The sequence below is a fragment of the Mycobacterium sp. genome, assembly GCF_035570115.1.
In the GTDB taxonomy this organism is placed as follows: Bacteria; Actinomycetota; Actinomycetes; order Mycobacteriales; family Mycobacteriaceae; genus Mycobacterium.
In genome coordinates, this window is record NZ_DATMLH010000136.1 from 1 (window position 1) to 17,941 (window position 17,941).

Consider the following 17,941-nt stretch of genomic DNA (forward strand, 5'->3'; position numbering starts at 1 on the left):
TTGACGTCGACGAAGGAGTGGCCGACGACGATGCGGAAGGAGCGCCGGCCGAGCAAGGCGCCCGGTTCTCCTGGGCTCGTCTGTTGGCTGCGGCACTGCCCGCGCTGGCATTGGTTTTGGCTCTGGGGGTCGGTTACTTGAAATGGGTCGACGCCACGGCGCGGGTATCCCGCACCGCGGCCGAGCAGTCGGTGCGAGCGGCCAGCGACAGCACGATCGCGATTCTGTCCTACCGCCCGGACACCGTCGACCGGGACCTGAAGGCAGCCGCTGATCGCCTTACCGGCGGCTTCCGTCAGCAGTACACACAGCTCGTCAGCGATGTCGTCGCGCCCGGCGCCAAGCAGCAGCACATTTCGGCTGTCGCCACGGTGCCGGTTGCGGCTTCGGTATCGGCGACCGGAAAGCGCGCGGTGGTACTGGTTTTCGTCGATCAGACCACCACGATAGGCAACGATGCACCCACGCAGACCACCTCGAGTGTGCGCGTGACTCTCGACAGGATCCACGATCGATGGCTCATCTCGCAGTTCGACCCGGTGTGAATAAGTGAGGCGAATGTGAACAATCTGTCTACCCGTTTCCGGCAGCTCTGCGTCATCGCGCTGACCGCCGGATGGTGTGTCGCCACGACGGTTTCGGGTTCGAAAGATGACATGCGATGACTGACAAGGACATTCGCCGACTGGGCTGGACGCTGTCGATACCGTTCATCGCGCTGACCGCCGCACCGCTGGCGCATGCGGATGGCGGCAACGACACGGTCATACCAAACAACCAGCGGCTCAACAACGGCATCGTGGTAAATGTCGACACCATCAAGAAGCACGCCGGCTGCACGACCGATCTGCACATCAACCCGCAACTGCGGGCGGCCGCACAGCGCCACACCATCGATGTGCTCAACAATCGTGGCCTTGACGGTGACATCGGGTCGGACGGGTCGTCGGTGCAGGACCGGGCCCGCGACGCGGGGTACCACGGTACGGTCGCCGAGACCGTAGCCATCAACCAGTCATTGGCCATCAATGACCTTGACATCATGGGCAATTGGTATTACCGCCCCGACTACTTCGCGATCATGTCGAACTGCGCCAACACCCAGATCGGGGTTTGGTCGGAGAACAGCTTCGACCGCAGCGTCCTCGTCGCGGTGTACGGGCAGCCGGCTTAACGCGGTCAATCTCTCTGGCAATCGAACTCAGTTCGGCAGATTCTCCGGGTGCAGCATCTCGGCGTATCGCTGTGGCTCGGGGATCCCGAATCCGTCGACCAGTGTCTCGGCATAGGGCCGCAATAACCGGCACCGATCGTTGATAGCGCGAGTGACCGCCTTGGCTCGCTCGGTGGACAGGTACCGGTGCTCGACGTACCACGCTTTGTCGTCTTCGATCACCGACATCGCGTACAGGTCGCAGACCAGCCCGAGCACCTCGCGGGCTTCCTCGTCCTCGCATGATTCGATCCCGGCGACGAACGCCTCCAGCACCACTCGGTCGATATGCGCCTGCGCCGCATGCAGCACGTGGTCCTGTACCGCGTTGAACGCGTCGAATGCCGACATTTCTTTGGACTTGCCCTGCAACCGGCGCGCGACCGAGGCGATCATGTATTCCTCGCGGTCCTCGAACATCTTGACCTGGGTGCCGCGGTTGAACAGGCTGCCCTCTTCTTCGTTGTCCTGCCGAGCGTCAACAATGGTCTGGATGATCGTCTCTGCCGCAGTGCGTTTCAGCACTCGCTCACCGGCGAAATTGGCCGCGAATCGCACCCATTCCACCGGGCTCATGCCCTTGATGTCGTCGGCGTAAGCGGTCAGCAACTCCTTGGCCACCAATTGCGTCAACACGTGGTTGTCGCCCTCGAAGGTGGTGAAAACGTCGGTGTCGGCCCGTAACGCGATCAGCCGATTGTCGGCCATGTAGCCCGCCCCGCCGCATGCCTCTCGGGCTTCCTGGATAGCCCGGGTGGCGTGCCAGGTGTTGGCGGCCTTCAGCCCCGCCGCCCGCGCTTCCAGCTCGCGCTGTTCTTCGGCGTCGGGGGCGTCCGCCGTTTGCAGGTCGTGGCATCTGGCCACCAGCTCGTTCTGCGCGAACTGCAAGGCATACGTCCGCGCGATCAACGGGAACAGCCGGCGCTGGTGCACCAGATAGTCCATGATCAGCACTTCCCCCTCGTCGTCGGGTGCGCTGAATTGCCTGCGCTGCAAGGCATATCGGGTGGCGATGTCCAACGCCACACGTGCCGCGTTGCCCGCGCTGCCGCCCACGCAGATCCGTCCGCGGATCAGGGTGCCGATCATGGTGAAAAATCGACGGTTGGGGTTTTCGATCGGTGAGCTGTAGCTCCCGTCCTCCGCGACGTCGCCGTACTTGTTCAGCAAGTTCACCCGTGGGACGCGAACGTGGTCGAAAACGATGCGGCCGTTGTCGACGCCGGGCAGCCCGCCCTTGTACTCGCAGTCCGACGTCGTCACACCGGGCAGGTCGTTGCCGTCTTCGTCGCGGATCGGCACCAGGAGACAATGCACACCGTGGTTGACCTGCTCGCCGTCCTCGTAGGTGATGAGTTGGGCGAACACCGCTGCGATGATGGCGCTTTCGGCCGCACCGCCGATGTAGTCCTTGCGCGCGGTCGGAGTCTCGGAGTGGATGACGAACTCCTGGGTGGCAGCGTCGTAGGTCGCGGTCGTTTCCAGCGCTTGCACGTCGCTGCCATGTCCGGTCTCAGTCATCGCGAAACAGCCGCGCAGTTCCAGGTTGATGATCTTCGGCACGTACTTCTGGTGGTGGCGTTCGGTGCCGAGGTTCTCGACGGCACCGCCGAACAGGCCCCACTGCACGCCCGCCTTGACCATCAGGGACAGATCCGACATCGCGAGCATCTCGATCATCGTGATCGCCGCCCCGACGTCGCCGGTCCCGCCGTGTTCTTTGCGGAAGCCGTCGTCGGCCGCGCCGGCGGCGGCCATGATGCTCATTTGCTCCGCCACTTTGGTGCGGGCGATCACCGTGTTCGGTGTGTAGTGCGGACGAAAGATCTCGTCGGTCAACCGCTCCCGCATCTGGTTCTTCACGTCACGCCAACGTCCATCCAGTGAGTTGCGCAGATGTTCCGCAGTGGTGGTCATACCCGACGGTAACCCGGGCCGCGCGGCGTCGGGGTAAGCTCCGCGAGGTCGCCCGACACTTGATGACGGGGCAACTAGATGAACATTTCGTTAACCCAACGTGGCTATAGTCTGTCGGACGGTCGCGGCCATGCGGCCAGGGGAAGGTAGTCCATGGGCAGGTTTTCCCGCGTCTTCAGCAAGCAGGGCGCGGTTGAGGTTGAGGCCGTCGCTGCTGCTCTGCAGCCGAAATTCGCGTTGGCCGCCGGACCGGAACGAGGCGTCTCGCACACCTGGCTGGATACCTTCGATTGGCGGCTGCATTCCGCGGGGATATCCCTCGAGTACGTCGACGACGGTCCGCTGATCATGCAGTTCCCGGATGGCAGCCGGTTGCAAGGCGCTCGGGCCAAGAAATGGCCGGCACTGCTGCACGACCTGCCGGCGGGGCGGCTGCGCGATGCGTTGGCTCCGATGGTTGCCCCGCGGGCGTTGCTGTCGGTCGTCACCGTGCACCGGGCCGTGCGGGAGAGCCGGGTGCTCAACGCCGACGAAAAAACTGTTGCCCGCCTGGTGACCGAAAGCGCCGATGACGGCACCAGCCAGCTGCAGGTCCAGCCGCTGCGCGGCTACGAGGTCGACGGTGATCGGATTGCGCGCCTGCTGGCCCGCGTGGATGGGCTCGCGGCGGCGACAACGACGCCCTATGACGACGCGCTGGCGGTCGCCAGCCGCAGTCCCGCCGACGATGGTCAGGATTTGGCGGGGCAGCTGCGGCCGGAAACGCCCGGACCGGTGGCCGTCGCGAACATGCTCGCGCGGTTCGCGTCGGTCATCGACGACAACGTGGCGGGCACGATCGCGGCGATCGACACCGAATTCCTGCACGACCTGCGGGTAGCGGTGCGGCGCAGCCGTTCGATCCTCAAGCTCGCCGGTGATGTGCTGCCCGCGAATCTGGCCGAGCAATTCAAGCCGGAATTCAAGTGGCTCGGTGATCTGACCACGCCGGTGCGCGATCTGGACGTCTACCTGCTCGAGCTCGACACCATGGCCGCCAGGCTGGCGTCGGCCGATCCACGTGACCTCGACCCGTTCCGGTCGTTCTTGGTTCGGCATCGCACTGCCGAACGCCGCCGCCTGGTGCGCGGGCTGCGGTCGCGGCGCTTCGAGCAGATGATGAGCGACTGGCGCACCGCGCTGGAGCAGGTGGTCGCTGACGGCGACGGCGGCGGGCCGACGGTCGCGGCGCTGGCCCGGCAGCGCATCGAACGGGCGTTTCGAGGCGTCGTGGGGCGCGGCAAACGGATCGCCGCCGACTCGCCGAGCGAGCAGGTCCATGAATTGCGCAAGCGCTGCAAGGAACTGCGCTATCTGCTCGAGGTATTCCGGCCATTGTGCGCCGACGCGCCGTATCGCCCGCTGATCAAAGAGCTCAAGGCGCTGCAGGACACGCTTGGCGAATTCCAGGACGGCGAAGTCCAGCGTGAGGCGGTCCGCGAATTCGCCGCGTTGATGATGGAACAGGGCGCTGCGCCGCCGGCAACCGTGCTGGCGATGGGTGAACTGGCTGCGCAGCTCGACGCACACCAGCTGAACGCACGGTCGGCGCTGGTGGGGCGGCTGCAGCCATTTCTGGCCGACGAGAATCGTGCCAGAGTGAAGGCACTGGTGCGCTAGTGAGGATCTTCGCGACCTACAACATCAAGGGCGGCGTCGGCAAGACGTCGGCCGCGGTTAACCTCGCGCATCTGGCTGCCCGCGGCGGATACAACGCACTGTTGTGGGATCTTGACCCGCAGGGTGCGGCTACCTACCTGTTCCGGGTGCGACCCAAAGTGAAGGGCGGTAGCCGAGCGCTGGTGGAAGGCACCCGGTCGCTTGACGATGCGATCAGGGCCACCGATTTCGACGGGCTTGACTTGCTGCCGGCCGATTTCAGTTACCGTAATATGGATTTGCAGCTGGACGAGATGAAGCGGCCGACCAGGCGCATTCATCAGCTGCTGAAACCGTTCGAGGGCGAATACGACGTGGTCTTCCTCGACTGTCCACCGAGCATTTCGTTGCTGTCGGAGAACGTCCTGCATGCCGTCGATACGCTACTGGTGCCGATGATCCCGGCCACGCTGTCGGTGCGCACGTTCGATCAATTGTCCAGCTTCGTCAACGATTTCGACGGTCGCCGACCGCGGGTGTGTGCGTTCTTCTCGATGGTGGACGGGCGCAAGCGGCTGCACCGAGACCTCGTCGAGCAGCTGCCGGCCGAACGACCGGGAATCTTGAGCACAGCTATTCCGGCGCTATCGATCATCGAGCAGATGGCTGAATATCGGGCGCCGGTGACGGCGTTCGCCCCGCACAGCGTCGCAACCAGGTGCTACGAGGCGCTTTGGCATGAGGTGAACGGAGCGATCGGATAAGACGGCCGTGCCCGGATATTTAGCCGCTGCGACGATTGTGCTGCTGGTCGGCATGGTCGTGACCCGAGTTTTGCTGCTGCGCAGGGCCGGAACGCGTGCGATGCATTTCGGCAGCATCGACAAGAAAGATTTCTTCATTCCGCCGGTCGCGCTGTTCTACCTCTACACCGTCTTCGCCGCGGCGTTCGGTTGGCCGCTTGTTGGCGGCACAAGGTTTTTTCGGTCCGATGCGGTGGCCTGGGTCGGGGTCGGATTGTGTTGTGGTGGCTTACTTGTCATGCTGGGGAGCCTGATTTCGTTCGGCAGAAGTTTTCGGGTTGGCATCGACGTCGACCGTCCCGACGAGCTGGTGACCACCGGGGTGTTTGCCTGGAGCCGCAACCCCATCTACGTCGCGCTGTTTCTCGTTTTGGTGGGCCAGCTCTTGGTGTTTCCGAACTGGGTTCCGTTGCTCTACCTCTTCGCCGGTACCTGGCTCTTCCACCGTCAGGTACTGCGCGAGGAGGAGTTCATGCGGGGCCAGTACGGCGAAGCCTACGCGGCGTATTGCCGACGTGTCAGGCGGTATGTCGGACAACGGCATTGAGGTGATCACCAACGGCGTCCCGGCCTCCTCAGCCGCCAGCGCAACGACGCGGTGGCCACGACGCCGAGGCCGACCAGTATCGCCATGTCAGACAGCCACCTGCCGGTTGAGTGTTTCCACGAATCATCGGATGCGGCCAGCAGGTTGACTGCGTGTATGTCGACGGTAGAAGCCGAGGCGGCGAAACCCCACCGGGACGGCACCAACCACGAGATCTGCTCCAGGCCGAACCGGCCGACGATCGGGAACATTGCCCCGGCGCACACCACTGAAATCAGCACGACCAGCACGGCCATCAAGAGGATCTGCTCGGAGTAGCGGGCCAGCGATGACAGCGCCAGCGCGACCATTGCCGAGACGATGGTGGTGATGACCAGGACCACGAACAGCTCGAAGACGGCTTCGAAAGTCGAATCGCCGAGCAGGGCGCCGCCCTGAGTGGGCGCGCCTTTGCCGACCACAGTGGCGGTGGTGACGATCGCGATCTGGACGATCGCGACGAGGCTGTAAACGATGATCTTGCCGACAATCAACGCCGACGCCGACAAACCGTTGGCTTGTTCGCGGCGGAAGATGCGTTGTTCGCCGAAGAGGTCGCGGATGCCCAGTGCGGTGCCCATCACGACGGCGCCGATGACGAGCACGGCAAGGATCTCGACGGCTTCGTCGGGACTGTTTCCGTACGGGTTCGCCGGACCCAGGCCGGCATCGCCGGGCACCAGCAACGCGATCGCGCCGAACAGCACCGGCAGGATGGTCAGGAAGATGAAATGCCGCTGATCACCGACCATCAGCCAGCCCTGTCGGCGAGCAGCGATAACGATCTGGCGCCACAGCGGAGGGCGCGCTGCCAGAACAGTCGGCGCGACCGGACCCGATGGTTCTGCCGCGGGCGGCCCCTCCTGCTGGCGGGCCAGGTACGCGTCATGCGCGCCGTACGGATCCGCGCTGACCCGCGCGACGATCTCCGCCCAGTCGGTCGTGCCCAGTTCGGCGCCGATCTGTGCGGGCGGTCCGGCGAATGCCGGAGTGCCCGTGCCGGTGAGCAGCACCACCTGGTCGCAGCCGTCGATGTCGGTTGGCGACGTGGTCGCCACCACGACGACGCGTCCTTCGTCGGCGAATCGTCGCAACGTCGCCGTCATCTCGCGTTCCGCTGCCTCGTCTAGTCCGGCAGTCGGCTCGTCAAGGACAAGCAGTGACGGACCGGTCAGCAGTTCCATGGCCACGGATGCGCGCTTGCGCTGTTCGGCGGTCAGGCGGCCCACCTGGACGGTGCGCAGCAGGCTCAACTTCATCTCGTCGAGCGCCCAGTGCACCCTCTGACGGCGGTGATCAGCGGAAGTGCCAGGCGGCAGGCGCAATTCGGCCGCGTAGCCCAATGCTTGTTCGATGGTGAGCGCGGGATGCAGCAGGTCGTAGCGCGGCACTGCCCCGATGTTTGGCCGCACATGATCGGCTGCAACGTCGTGGCCGTCGAAATGCACCGTGCCGACGCTGGGTCGCACCGTTCCGCCCAGCACGTCGACCAGAGCGGATGTGCTGGCCTCCGAGGGTCCGATGACCGCGGTAAGCGTTCCCGGCTCAGCGGTGAAGGACAGTTCCGCCAGCACCTGCTCGCCAGCGACGGTGAGCCGCACCTGACGGGCCTGCAGCGGACCGGCCTGGACCGCCGGCGGCGGGAGCGGGGCTTCTTCAACCTTTGCATCTGGCGCCTCAGGCAGGGGCAGCGCAGTGGTAGGCGCGGCTTCGTGCGGCCGAGGTTCGGCTTCATGCGGTCGAGGCTCGGCTTCAGGCGGCCGGGGTTCGGGGCGCTGCGGTCGCAGCTTTTGCATCGCGCCGGTCAGTGCCTCGACGAGCCCGGTCCGTTTGCGCAGGCCCGGAGACCGGGCTGCCACAGTCGCCGGCTGATATTGCGGTGGCGGTTGCGCGGGCGGCGGCGGTTGCACTGGCGGCGGCCAGGGGACCGGGGGCGGCCCCGGCGGCGGCGGTTGGGGGACCGGGGGCGGCCGGTGGAAGGGCGCGGGGGACGGTGCCGGTTGGGGTGGCGGCGCCGGCGGGTCGACGCGATGAGGATGAGGTGGCGGCCGCGTCGGCATGACGGGCGGGGGCGCAACCGGCGGTCGTGTCGGCCGATCCGACCGCGGGGGCGGTGCAGGGGCGGGCTGCCAACCTGGCCGGCTGGGACCGCGAGGTGCAGCGTGGGGTGGCGGTGGTGCGGGCCGTATCGCCGGGCGCTGCGCAGCCCTCGGTGGCGGGGGTGGCGGCGGTCCGAGCTGAAATACCAGCCGAGGTCCGTGCTGTGGGTCGCCGAGCGTGATCGCCCGGCCGTCATGGATGAAAACCGTGGACATTCGCACGCCGTCGACGTAGATGCCGCCTTCACCGCGATCGACGGCTATCCATTGCCTGCCGTTGTGATGCACCACCACGTGGATGGGTGAGATGGACGTGGCCACGCCGTCGATGCGGATATCTGCGCGGCTGTCGCGGCCAATGGTCACGTCTCGGCCGACGGGAAAGATGTATCGATTGGGGCCGAACCAGACGATTAGGGGGGAAGCGAATGCTTCCGTCGGCATAGCCACCACCTTCCGCGCCCATTTTGTTGGGTCGAGTGACTGTTGTCTATCCGCCATCATGCGCCGACAACCGCTGCAGGGACGTCGGCGCTGCCCAACCGGCCGCGCTACCAGGCTTTACCGAGATGCGCCCGGTCGCGGGGCCGGCCCCGCATCGTCCAGAACGCGGCGCAGTACCACGACCGCATCCGCCAGCGTCTGACGGTCTGCGGGCTCCAGTTTGGCAAGTTGCGGCGCGATCGCCGCGGCCCGGTCGGCCCGCACACGGTTCAGTGTGCGCATGCCCTCCGGCGTGATCCGGATGCGGACGGCCCGGGCGTCGCAGGGATCGACGGTCCGGGCGACCAGGCCGGCGTCTTCGAGCCGCCGCACTTGGGTGGTCATCGTCGGCTGTGAGCAGTGGTCCACGGAGGCCAGATCGCAGATCCGCGCTTCACCGTGGGCGTCGATGGTGGACAGTAGTCGTGCCTGCGCGGCCGGTAATTGCATCTGGATGCGCTGAGTGGCATAGCGGTTGATTCGGGCGACCACGGCGAGCAGATCCGCGCCCAGACCGGCGCCGGCCTCCCCGGCCGCGCCCACATCGGCGGTGGCGGATGATGTCATCCCTCTATAGTTGCATAGCTGATCTATGTAGACCACTCAACCGGGTAATTTCGATGGAGCAAACTAGTGGGACCCACCTCGTTGCGCGTTCGGGGAACAACCCGGACAACTGGCAGAATCGATGAAATGACCGCGACCCGCCCTGCGACCACGCCCGGACGGGCCGGTCCGCTGCGACCCGGCGAACTCGCGCAGTCGGCGGTCATGGCCGCACTGTGTGCGGCGACCGCGATCATCGCTGTCGTCGTCCCGTTTGCGGGCGCATTGGCACTGCTGGGCATGGTTCCGATGGGGCTGCTGGCCTACCGCTACCGCATCCGCGTGCTGATTGCCGCGGTGGTCGCCGCCGGGGTGATCGCGTTTCTGATCGCCGGTCTGGGCGGCTTGATGACCGTTGTCCACAGCGCCTATGTGGGTGGCCTGACCGGAGTCGTCAAACGCAGGGGCTTGGGCACCCGAACCGTGATCGTCGCCTCCTTCGTCGCGGGGGCAGTGCTCGGCGGGATCTCGGTTGCCGCGCTGGCGGTGCTGGCACGGCTCCGGCACCTGATATTCGACGCCATCACCGCCAACGTCGATGGGGTTTCGGCCGTCTTGAGAGCGATCGGGCGCTTCGCGACCGACCATCCCTTCCCGCTCAGCGGGTCGATAGGAGTCGGGGTGGACCTGGCCGCCGACCGTCTCAAGTGGTTCCTCGCCGAGGCGCTGCATTATTGGCCGTGGCTGCTACTCGGCCACGGCATCGTCTCGGTCATAGTGGTGTCCTTGATCGGCTGGTGGGCGCTGTCGCGCGTGCTAGAGCGATTGCGCGGCATTCCCGATGTCCACAAATTGGACACATCGGTTGAGGGTCCGCCGATTGCCCCGGTACCAGTCCGGTTGGAGCAGGTGCGATTCCGCTACCCGGGCTCTGATCACGACGCGTTGCGGGCGGTCAGCCTCGATGTGCAGGTTGGCGAACACGTCGCTGTCACCGGCGCCAACGGATCAGGCAAAACCACACTCATGCTGATGCTGGCCGGGCGGGAGCCGACGTCGGGCATCGTCGAACGCCCCGGGGCGGTGGGGCTCGGTCGACTGGGTGGCACCGCCGTTGTCATGCAGCACCCGGAAAGCCAGGTGCTGGGCACGCGGGTGGCCGACGACGTGGTGTGGGGTCTGCCGCCCGGGACGACCACCGACGTCGGTCGGTTGCTGAGCGAAGTCGGTCTCGACGAGCACGCGGAACGCGACACCGGCAGCTTGTCGGGCGGTGAATTGCAACGGCTGGCGGTGGCGGCAGCGCTGGCGCGGGAGCCGGCGCTGCTCATCGCTGATGAGGTCACCAGCATGGTCGACCAGCAGGGACGGGACGCGCTGCTGGGAGTGCTATCGAACCTGAAGAAGCGGCACCGCTCAGCGCTGGTTCACATCACGCACTACAACAACGAAGCCGATTCTGCCGACCGCACAATCAATCTCAGCGATTCCGGGGATAACACCGACATGGTGGAGACCACCGCCGCGCCGGCAGCGACCGCCGCCCCGGGCCACGACTCGGGCGCTCCGGTGCTCGAAGTCGTCGGCGTCGGGCACGAATACGCCAGCGGTACCCCGTGGACGAAGACCGCGCTGCGCGATGTCAGCTTCTCGGTGCACCAAGGAGATGGATTACTTCTCCACGGCGGAAACGGCTCGGGTAAGTCGACGTTGGCGTGGATCATGGCTGGGCTGACGGTGCCCACCACGGGAGCCTGTCTGCTTGACGGCCGCCCCACCCATGAGCAGGTCGGGGCGGTGGCGCTGTCGTTCCAGGCGGCGCGGCTGCAGCTGATGCGCAGCCGGGTCGACTTGGAAGTAGCCTCGGCGGCCGGTTTTTCACCGAAGGACCACGACCGCGTGATGACCGCGCTGGCCGTCGTGGGACTGGACAGCACGCTGGCAAAGCGGCGCATCGACCAACTCAGCGGCGGCCAGATGCGGCGCCTCGTACTGGCCGGCCTGCTGGCGCGCTCACCGCGAGCGTTGATCCTTGACGAGCCACTGGCGGGCCTGGACGCCGCCACCCAGCGCGGCTTGCTGCGGCTACTCGAGGAACTGCGCCGCGAGAAGGGTCTGACCGTAATCGTGATCTCCCACGACTTCGCCGGGTTGGAGGAGCTGTGCCCGCGCATCCTGCATCTACGTGACGGTGTGCTGGAACCGGTTTCGGCAACGGCCGGAGGTCTGTGATGACGACGGCACCATCGGATGAACGCCCAACCCGCCGGCCAAATCGTGGAGTGGTGTTACTGCGTCCGGTACCGGGCACGTCGGCAGTCCACGACCTCTGGGCCGGCACCAAACTACTAGTGGTCTTCGGTATTTCGGTGCTGCTGACGTTCTATCCGGGATGGATCACCATCGGGCTGGTGGCGGCCCTGGTGCTGACGGCGGTCCGGCTCGCGCACATTCCACGAGGCGCGCTTCCGTCAATACCGCACTGGCTGTGGGTGTTAATGGCCTTCGGCGCCATCACCGCGGCGTTCGCCGGTGGCAGTCCGATGATCGAATTGGCCGGGGTGCCAATCGGATTCGGCGGACTGTTGAACTTCCTGCGGATCACCACCTTGTCGATCGTGTTGCTGGGCCTGGGAGCGATGGTGTCGTGGACCACCAATGTCGGCGAAATAGCGCCTGCGGTTGCCACGTTAGGCCGCCCACTGCGGCTGTTGCGGATCCCGGTCGACGAGTGGGCCGTTGCCGTGGCGCTCGCGCTGCGCGCCTTCCCGATGCTGATCGAGGAGTTCCGGGTGCTCTACGCCGCGCGCCGGTTGCGACCCAAGCCGGTGGCACCGACCCGCCGGGCTCGTCGCAAGCGTCGTGCTCTGGAGTTGATCGACTTGATCGCTGCGGCGATCACTGTGACATTGCGGCGCGCCGACGAGATGGGTGATGCCATCACGGCGCGCGGCGGCACCGGTCAGCTTTCGGCGGCGCCGTCGCGGCCAAAACTGGCCGACTGGCTGGCGCTCTCGATCACCGCGGCGATCTGCATCGCGGCGATCGCGCTGGAAGTGCCGCTGGGTCGATAGCCGCGAGCGCCTAGCGGCGGGCCGCGGCGTTGGCCGCTGCTTGGGCTCGCTGCAGGGTCGTCGAAATGTCGCCTCGGCCCTGGAACATCTCGTCGAAATACGGCTTGAGGACCTGATTTCCGGCGGCGAAGCCGGCGCCTCCCGGCGCATCGATGCGCGGCCCGTTCAACACCGCGAAGAACGGCACAACGTCGACCTTCTTCGCTGCCCAGTAATCGAAGTACACCCGCTGGGCCAACCGCACCGCGGGAATCGCGCTGCCATGGCGGCCCACATATTGATTACCTTCGTCACTGCCCATCCAGGCCAACACCTGGCGCACCGCGTCCGGGTGCGTGGACGCGGAATTGCCAGCCGCGGCAATGCCGTTGGTGACGGTGACGCGACCCCTGGGGCCTTGGGGCAACATTGCCACGCCCCACCGGAAACCAGCGTGGTCTGCCACCGAAGCCAGGTTGTAGGTGCCGGACTGGAAGAGCGCCATCCTGCCGGCCAGGAACTGGTTGCGGGAGAAGTCACCGTTGTCGTTGGTGTCCGAGGCCGGTGGCGCGACGTGGTCACCGTTGATCAGCCCGACCAGGTAGGTGAAAGCCTCGATGGCGCCAGGGTTGTCGAACGCGAAGCGATCACCGTCCTGAAATACGCCCCCGGCCGACCCGATGTAGTTCAGGTAGATGCCCTGCGCGTCGTTGGCCGCGTTGTACGCCCATTGCCGGATATTTTCGGCATCGAAACCCGGTGTGGCCGCGCTGCGTCCGTTGGCGTCAACCGTGAGCCGAGCCAGTAGCGGGCGCAGAGTGTCACCGCCGTCCGGGCTCCATCTCAGCGCAGCCAAGTCGGCGGGGTTGACACCGGCGGCAGCGAGTAGATCGGCGTTGTAGTACAACGCGATTCCAGCGTCGGTCAGTTGGGGGACTGCCCACAGCGTCCGGTTGCGGGTGAACTGCTCGACCACCGACGGCTCCCACGCTGACGCGGCGCTCGCCCCGAGGGTCTTCCCGATGTCCATGAGCCGCCCGCTGTCGGCGTATCCGGCGAGATAGGCGTTGGAGATCCAAAAGATGTCGTCGGCGCTACCGCCCGCGACATCGGTGCGCAGCGTGTTGAAGTAGCTGGAATACGAGACGACATGGGTGTGCACCTCGATGCCGGGATGCGCCGTGGTGAACGCCGCGAACGACTGCCGATACGCCGCGGCGACCTGCTCGTCCCACAACCGGACGGTGACCACGGTCTTGCCGCTGGGCGGCTCAGCCGTGACGTCCAACAGCACCGCCGTCGCGGCCAGCAGCGCAGCGATCAGCACCAGACCGAGGGTGAACAGCGTGGAAAACCGTGGCCGAAGGCTCATTTCAGCCCCGTGACGACGATTGAGCGCACGATGTGCCGCTGGAAGATCACGAACAACACGAGCAGCGGCACGATCGCCACGGCCGTCGCGGCCATCACCAGCGTCCACTGCGCGTTATACCGCGACTGCAGCGCAGCAGTCGCCACCGTCAGCACCTGCCACTTGGCGCCGCTGGTGATCACCAACGGCCACATGAAGTGGTGCCATTGCGAGACGACGGTAATCAGCATCAGCGTGACCAGGATCGGTCGGCTGGATGGCAGCACCACGTGCACGATGACGTCCAGCGTGTTGGCGCCGTCCAGATGGGCCGCATTGATCAGATCAGCCGGGATCGCGCGGAAATGCTGGCGCAGAAGGAAAATTGCGTAGGGCGAGCCGAATACGAACGGCAACACCAACGCCCAGAACGTGTTTCGCAGTCCCAGCTGAGCCATCATCAGATACAGAGGCACCACCGTCACGGAACCCGGCACCATCAACGTGGCTATATACACCCAAAACAGCGCGTCGCGACCGGGAAAACGCAGCCGCGCGAACGCATAGGCGGCCAGCACCGATGAGGTCAGCTGCCCAATGACGATCACCGCCGTCATCAACGTCGTCACCGCCAGCGCCCGGCCGAAACCCGCCCCGCCCAGGTCGGCGTAGTTGGCCAGCGTCGGCGGCCGCGGCCACGCCAACGGTGTACCTGTTGCGAATTGGTGCGCCGAGGTGAATGAGGTCAGCAAGCCGAGCGCGAACGGTGCCAGGGTGATCGCCGCACCCACTACGAGGGCGGCGTAAACCAGTACCGCCGAGGGCCGTTTAGGTGAGGTCATAGCTGATCCGTCGACGGAAATAAAGATGCTGGACAATGGTGACGCTGACCAGGATGACGAACAGCACCACAGCCATCACCGAGGCCCGCCCAATCGCCGCCGCGCCGAACGCCTCGGCGTAGATGCGGTGTGCGACCAAATCGGTGTGGTGCTCCGGTCCGCCGCCGGTCAGCGCGTACACGGTGTCGAAAACCTGTGCGGCGCTGACGACGCCGGTGACCAGCACGAAAAACATGGTGGGCCGCAGCATCGGCAAGGTGATCCGCCGGAACCGCTGCCAGGCGCTGGCCCCGTCGATGCGCGCCGCGGAGTGGACATCAGACGGGATCGCCAAAATACCGGCGAGGAAAAACAGCGCGACGTAGCCGACATTGGCCCACACCACCACCGCCGACACCACAGGCAGCGCCAGGCCGGGATCGGTGAGCCATTCGACGCGATGCCCCAGCACGGTGCTGACCGCGCCGTCGGTGGGCGCCAGAATCCAGCGCCACATCACCGCGATCGCCAGCGGGACGCAGATCCACGGCAGCACATAAACCGTGCGGAACAACCCGCTACCCGGCAGATCGCGTGCCAACAACGATGCGGCCAACAGCCCGAGCACCGTCTGCGCGGGGACCACGATCGCGACGAAAACCAGCGTGACCAACAGCGAATTGCCGAACGCTGAATCGGTCAGCACGGAGCGCCAATTCTCGCCTCCGACATACTCGATCGGCCCGAGCAGGTTCCAGCGGTGCAGGCTGAGCCACACCACCACGAAGATCGGCAGCAGCAAAAACGTGACCACCCCGAACAGGCTGGGAGCGAGCAGCGCATACCCCAGTACGGTCGATCGGCGCCCGGTGGGGCTTAGGCGGTCAACCACGTCAAAGACATTAGCGCGCTGTGTCCTCGTTACGGTGGTGTCGTGACACCGAACCGGGGGATCGATGCCGACTTCCTCGACCTGCCCCGCCACGAGCTGGCCGACGCCGCGCTGTCGGCGGCCGCCGCGGCCGGGGCCAGCTACGCCGACCTGCGGATTCACCGCATCACCACCGAGTTCATCCAACTGCGCGACGGCGACCTGGAGACCGCCGTGCTCAGCCGCGAGCTTGGCCTGGCCGTCCGGGTGATCGTCGACGGTACCTGGGGATTCGCCTCGCACGCTGAGCTGTCGCCGAGGGTCGCGGCGGACACCGCGCGCCGCGCAGTGTCGGTGGCCACCACGCTGGCCGCGCTGAACACCGACCCCGTCGAGCTGGCGCCCGAACCGGTGTACAGCGACGCCACATGGGTCTCGAGTTATCAGATCGACCCGTTCGCCGTGAGCACCGCCGACAAGATCGCCGTGCTCGACGAGTACTGCGGCAGGTTGCTGGCCGCCGACGGGGTGGATCACGCGTCGGCCGGCCTGAACGCCGTCAAGGAGCAGACCTTCTACGCCGACGCCTTCGGCTCGACGATCACCCAGCAGCGGGTGCGGCTGATGTCCGCTCTGGAGGCGATCACCATCGACGTCGGCGGCTGCGGGTTCGATTCGATGCGCACGCTGGCGCCGCCGATGGCCCGCGGTTGGGAGGTGCTGGCCGGCGACGACGTGTGGAACTGGACCGACGAGCTGGCCCAGCTCCCGTCGCAGCTGGCCGAGAAGATCAAGGCGCCCAGCGTGACACCCGGCCCGACGGACCTGGTGATCGATCCCACCAACCTGTGGCTGACCATCCACGAATCCATCGGGCACGCAACCGAATACGATCGCGCCATCGGCTATGAGGCCGCCTACGCGGGCACGTCGTTCGCCACCCCCGACAAGCTCGGCAGCTTGCGCTACGGCTCGCCGCTGATGAACGTGACCGCCGACCGGACCGTCGAATTCGGTTTGGCCAGCGTCGGTTTCGACGACGACGGGGTGGCTGCACAGAGTTGGGATCTGGTGCGGGACGGGATCTTCGTCGGCTATCAACTGGACCGGGTCTTCGCGCCGCGACTGGGCCTGTCGCGCTCCAACGGCTGCTCGTATGCCGACTCGCCGCATCATGTGCCGATTCAGCGGATGGCGAACGTCTCGCTGCAGCCCAGCCCCGAAGACCGCAGCACCGACGACCTGATCGCCCGCGTCGATGACGGCATCTACATCGTCGGTGACCGATCGTGGTCGATCGACATGCAGCGGTACAACTTTCAGTTCACCGGTCAGCGGTTCTACCGCATCCGCAACGGACGCTTGGACGGGCAGCTTCGCGACGTCGCCTATCAGGCCACCACCACCGATTTCTGGAATTCGATGGAAGCCGTTGGCGGGCCGTCGACCTGGCGGCTCGGTGGGGCGTACAACTGCGGCAAGGCCCAGCCCGGTCAGGTCGCCGCGGTCAGCCATGGTTGCCCGTCGGCGCTGTTCCGGGGCGTCAACGTGCTCAACGCCCGCACAGAGGCCGGCCAATGATCAGCGCGCAGCAGGTGGTCGACATCGCCTTGGACGCCGCGGCACGGCGGGGACGTGCCGACGAGACCATCGTGCTGGTCACCGACCGGATAGCGGCGTCGCTGCGCTGGGCGAACAGCTCGATGACCACCAACGGGGTATCAATCGCGCGCAGTACCACGGTGATTTCGATTGTCCGCCAAGGTGATACCGCGCGGGCGGGGACGCTGACATCGTCCGAGGTCGATCCGTCGGTGATCGAGGGACTGGTTGCAGCGTCGCAAGCGGCGGCGATAGCGGCGCCAGAAGCCCCCGACGCCACTCCGCTGCTGAACGGCAACGGCGCCCCGGCCGACTGGGATGCGCCGACGCCGGGCACCGGTCCCGAGGTGTTCGCCGACGTCACCCGGGGGTTGAGTCGTGGCTTCCGTGGCAGCGACCAGTTGTACGGCTTCGCCCGGCACGCGCTGGAAACGGTGTATCTGGCGACTTCCGGGGGATTGCGGCGTCGCTACACCCAGCCCACCGGTTCGGTGGAGATCAATGCCAAACGCGACGGCGCCAGTGCATGGGTGGCGGTGGGCGCGCCCGATTTCGCCGCTGTGCCAACGGATTTAATGCTGGAGCAGTTGTCGACCCGGCTGGGGTGGGCCAAGCGCAGCGTCGAGCTGCCTGAAGGCCGCTATGAGACCATCCTGCCGCCGTCGGCGGTGGCCGACATGATGGTCTACCTGGCCTGGTCGATGGCCGGTCGCGGCGCGCAGGAGGGCCGCACCGCATTGTCTACCCTCGACGGCGGAACGCGGGTGGGGGAGCGGCTGACCGATATGCCGCTGACGCTGTATTCCGATCCCAGGGTGCCCGGTTTGGCGTGCACGCCGTTCGTGGCGACCGCCAGTTCGTCGGAGACCGTGTCGATTTTCGACAACGGGATGGATATCGAGCGGGTGGACTGGATTCGCGACGGGGTGATCAACGCGCTGGCCTACCCGCGGGCCGC

15 protein-coding genes are annotated in these 17,941 nt (G+C 66.1%); 9 read left to right on the forward strand and 6 right to left on the reverse strand.

From position 1 onward, the window contains the following. The first annotated feature begins 17 nt into the window (after positions 1-17). Positions 18-545, forward strand: a complete 528-nt coding sequence (locus tag VNW74_RS13005; protein WP_414686675.1) for a hypothetical protein — start codon at positions 18-20, stop codon at positions 543-545. A 116-nt stretch (positions 546-661) separates the two neighbouring features. Continuing rightward, complete coding sequence (locus VNW74_RS13010) at positions 662-1,174, forward strand: CAP domain-containing protein (protein ID WP_325677388.1); 513 nt, start codon at positions 662-664, stop codon at positions 1,172-1,174. Between the two features lie 27 nt (positions 1,175-1,201). Here the strand turns inward: VNW74_RS13010 and VNW74_RS13015 are convergent, their stop codons facing one another. Continuing rightward, positions 1,202-3,130, reverse strand: a complete 1,929-nt coding sequence (locus VNW74_RS13015; protein WP_325677390.1) for an acyl-CoA dehydrogenase — start codon at positions 3,128-3,130, stop codon at positions 1,202-1,204. A gap of 153 nt (positions 3,131-3,283) precedes the next feature. Here VNW74_RS13015 and VNW74_RS13020 point away from each other — a divergent pair, with 153 nt between their 5' ends. The 3 genes from VNW74_RS13020 to VNW74_RS13030 are packed head-to-tail and all read left to right on the forward strand — an operon-like array spanning position 3,284 to position 6,118. Then, positions 3,284-4,789, forward strand: coding sequence for a CHAD domain-containing protein (locus tag VNW74_RS13020; protein WP_325677392.1), 1,506 nt, complete (start codon positions 3,284-3,286; stop codon positions 4,787-4,789). Then, positions 4,789-5,532 carry a ParA family protein gene (locus tag VNW74_RS13025; protein ID WP_325677394.1) on the forward strand — a complete coding sequence of 248 codons (744 nt, stop codon included), beginning with the start codon at positions 4,789-4,791 and terminating at the stop codon, positions 5,530-5,532. The genes VNW74_RS13020 and VNW74_RS13025 overlap by 1 nt, the downstream gene beginning before the upstream one ends. Before the next feature lie 7 nt (positions 5,533-5,539). Next, positions 5,540-6,118: an isoprenylcysteine carboxylmethyltransferase family protein gene (locus VNW74_RS13030; RefSeq protein WP_325677396.1), complete on the forward strand. Its 579-nt coding sequence runs from the start codon at positions 5,540-5,542 to the stop codon at positions 6,116-6,118. 5 nt (positions 6,119-6,123) lie between these two features. On the opposite strand, the gene VNW74_RS13035 is transcribed toward VNW74_RS13030, so the two are convergent. Together VNW74_RS13035 and VNW74_RS13040 are read right to left on the reverse strand one after the other, a co-directional pair. Next, complete coding sequence (locus VNW74_RS13035) at positions 6,124-8,700, reverse strand: ATP-binding cassette domain-containing protein (RefSeq protein ID WP_325677398.1); 2,577 nt, start codon at positions 8,698-8,700, stop codon at positions 6,124-6,126. A 117-nt stretch (positions 8,701-8,817) separates the two neighbouring features. Beyond that, positions 8,818-9,306 carry a MarR family winged helix-turn-helix transcriptional regulator gene (locus VNW74_RS13040; protein ID WP_325677400.1) on the reverse strand — a complete coding sequence of 163 codons (489 nt, stop codon included), beginning with the start codon at positions 9,304-9,306 and terminating at the stop codon, positions 8,818-8,820. A 126-nt stretch (positions 9,307-9,432) separates the two neighbouring features. Here VNW74_RS13040 and VNW74_RS13045 point away from each other — a divergent pair, with 126 nt between their 5' ends. Both VNW74_RS13045 and VNW74_RS13050 read left to right on the forward strand, forming a co-directional pair. Further along, positions 9,433-11,517 carry an ATP-binding cassette domain-containing protein gene (locus VNW74_RS13045; protein WP_325677403.1) on the forward strand — a complete coding sequence of 695 codons (2,085 nt, stop codon included), beginning with the start codon at positions 9,433-9,435 and terminating at the stop codon, positions 11,515-11,517. Then, entirely contained in the window at positions 11,514-12,359 is an 846-nt protein-coding gene (locus tag VNW74_RS13050) for a CbiQ family ECF transporter T component (RefSeq protein WP_414686674.1), read from the forward strand. The genes VNW74_RS13045 and VNW74_RS13050 overlap by 4 nt, the downstream gene beginning before the upstream one ends. A gap of 10 nt (positions 12,360-12,369) precedes the next feature. Here VNW74_RS13050 and VNW74_RS13055 read toward each other — a convergent pair whose 3' ends face one another. Genes VNW74_RS13055 through VNW74_RS13065 form a run of 3 tightly spaced genes read right to left on the reverse strand, consistent with a single transcriptional unit; the run spans position 12,370 to position 15,402 of the window. After that, positions 12,370-13,710 carry a sugar ABC transporter substrate-binding protein gene (locus tag VNW74_RS13055; protein WP_325677407.1) on the reverse strand — a complete coding sequence of 447 codons (1,341 nt, stop codon included), beginning with the start codon at positions 13,708-13,710 and terminating at the stop codon, positions 12,370-12,372. Next, positions 13,707-14,531, reverse strand: coding sequence for a carbohydrate ABC transporter permease (locus tag VNW74_RS13060; protein WP_325677409.1), 825 nt, complete (start codon positions 14,529-14,531; stop codon positions 13,707-13,709). The genes VNW74_RS13055 and VNW74_RS13060 overlap by 4 nt, the downstream gene beginning before the upstream one ends. Further along, a complete protein-coding gene (locus VNW74_RS13065) occupies positions 14,518-15,402 on the reverse strand; it encodes a sugar ABC transporter permease (protein ID WP_325677411.1) in 885 nt (294 codons plus the stop codon). Before VNW74_RS13065 ends, VNW74_RS13060 begins: the two co-directional genes overlap by 14 nt. Positions 15,403-15,444: 42 nt before the next feature. Here VNW74_RS13065 and VNW74_RS13070 point away from each other — a divergent pair, with 42 nt between their 5' ends. Then, a complete protein-coding gene (locus tag VNW74_RS13070) occupies positions 15,445-16,962 on the forward strand; it encodes a TldD/PmbA family protein (RefSeq protein ID WP_325677413.1) in 1,518 nt (505 codons plus the stop codon). Further along, the coding region (locus VNW74_RS13075) for a metallopeptidase TldD-related protein (protein WP_325677416.1) at positions 16,959-17,941 on the forward strand (983 nt) is incomplete at its 3' end. The genes VNW74_RS13070 and VNW74_RS13075, both read left to right, overlap by 4 nt.

Excerpts from the sequence above, each read along its gene's own strand:
- VNW74_RS13010 (WP_325677388.1), top strand. The coding sequence starts at position 662 with ATGACTGACAAGGACATTCGCCGACTGGGCTGGACGCTGTCGATACCG.
- VNW74_RS13015 (WP_325677390.1), bottom strand. The coding sequence starts at position 3,130 with ATGACCACCACTGCGGAACATCTGCGCAACTCACTGGATGGACGTTGG.
- VNW74_RS13020 (WP_325677392.1), top strand. The coding sequence starts at position 3,284 with ATGGGCAGGTTTTCCCGCGTCTTCAGCAAGCAGGGCGCGGTTGAGGTT.
- VNW74_RS13035 (WP_325677398.1), bottom strand. The coding sequence starts at position 8,700 with ATGCCGACGGAAGCATTCGCTTCCCCCCTAATCGTCTGGTTCGGCCCC.
- VNW74_RS13040 (WP_325677400.1), bottom strand. The coding sequence starts at position 9,306 with ATGACATCATCCGCCACCGCCGATGTGGGCGCGGCCGGGGAGGCCGGC.
- VNW74_RS13045 (WP_325677403.1), top strand. The coding sequence starts at position 9,433 with ATGACCGCGACCCGCCCTGCGACCACGCCCGGACGGGCCGGTCCGCTG.
- VNW74_RS13055 (WP_325677407.1), bottom strand. The coding sequence starts at position 13,710 with ATGAGCCTTCGGCCACGGTTTTCCACGCTGTTCACCCTCGGTCTGGTG.
- VNW74_RS13060 (WP_325677409.1), bottom strand. The coding sequence starts at position 14,531 with ATGACCTCACCTAAACGGCCCTCGGCGGTACTGGTTTACGCCGCCCTC.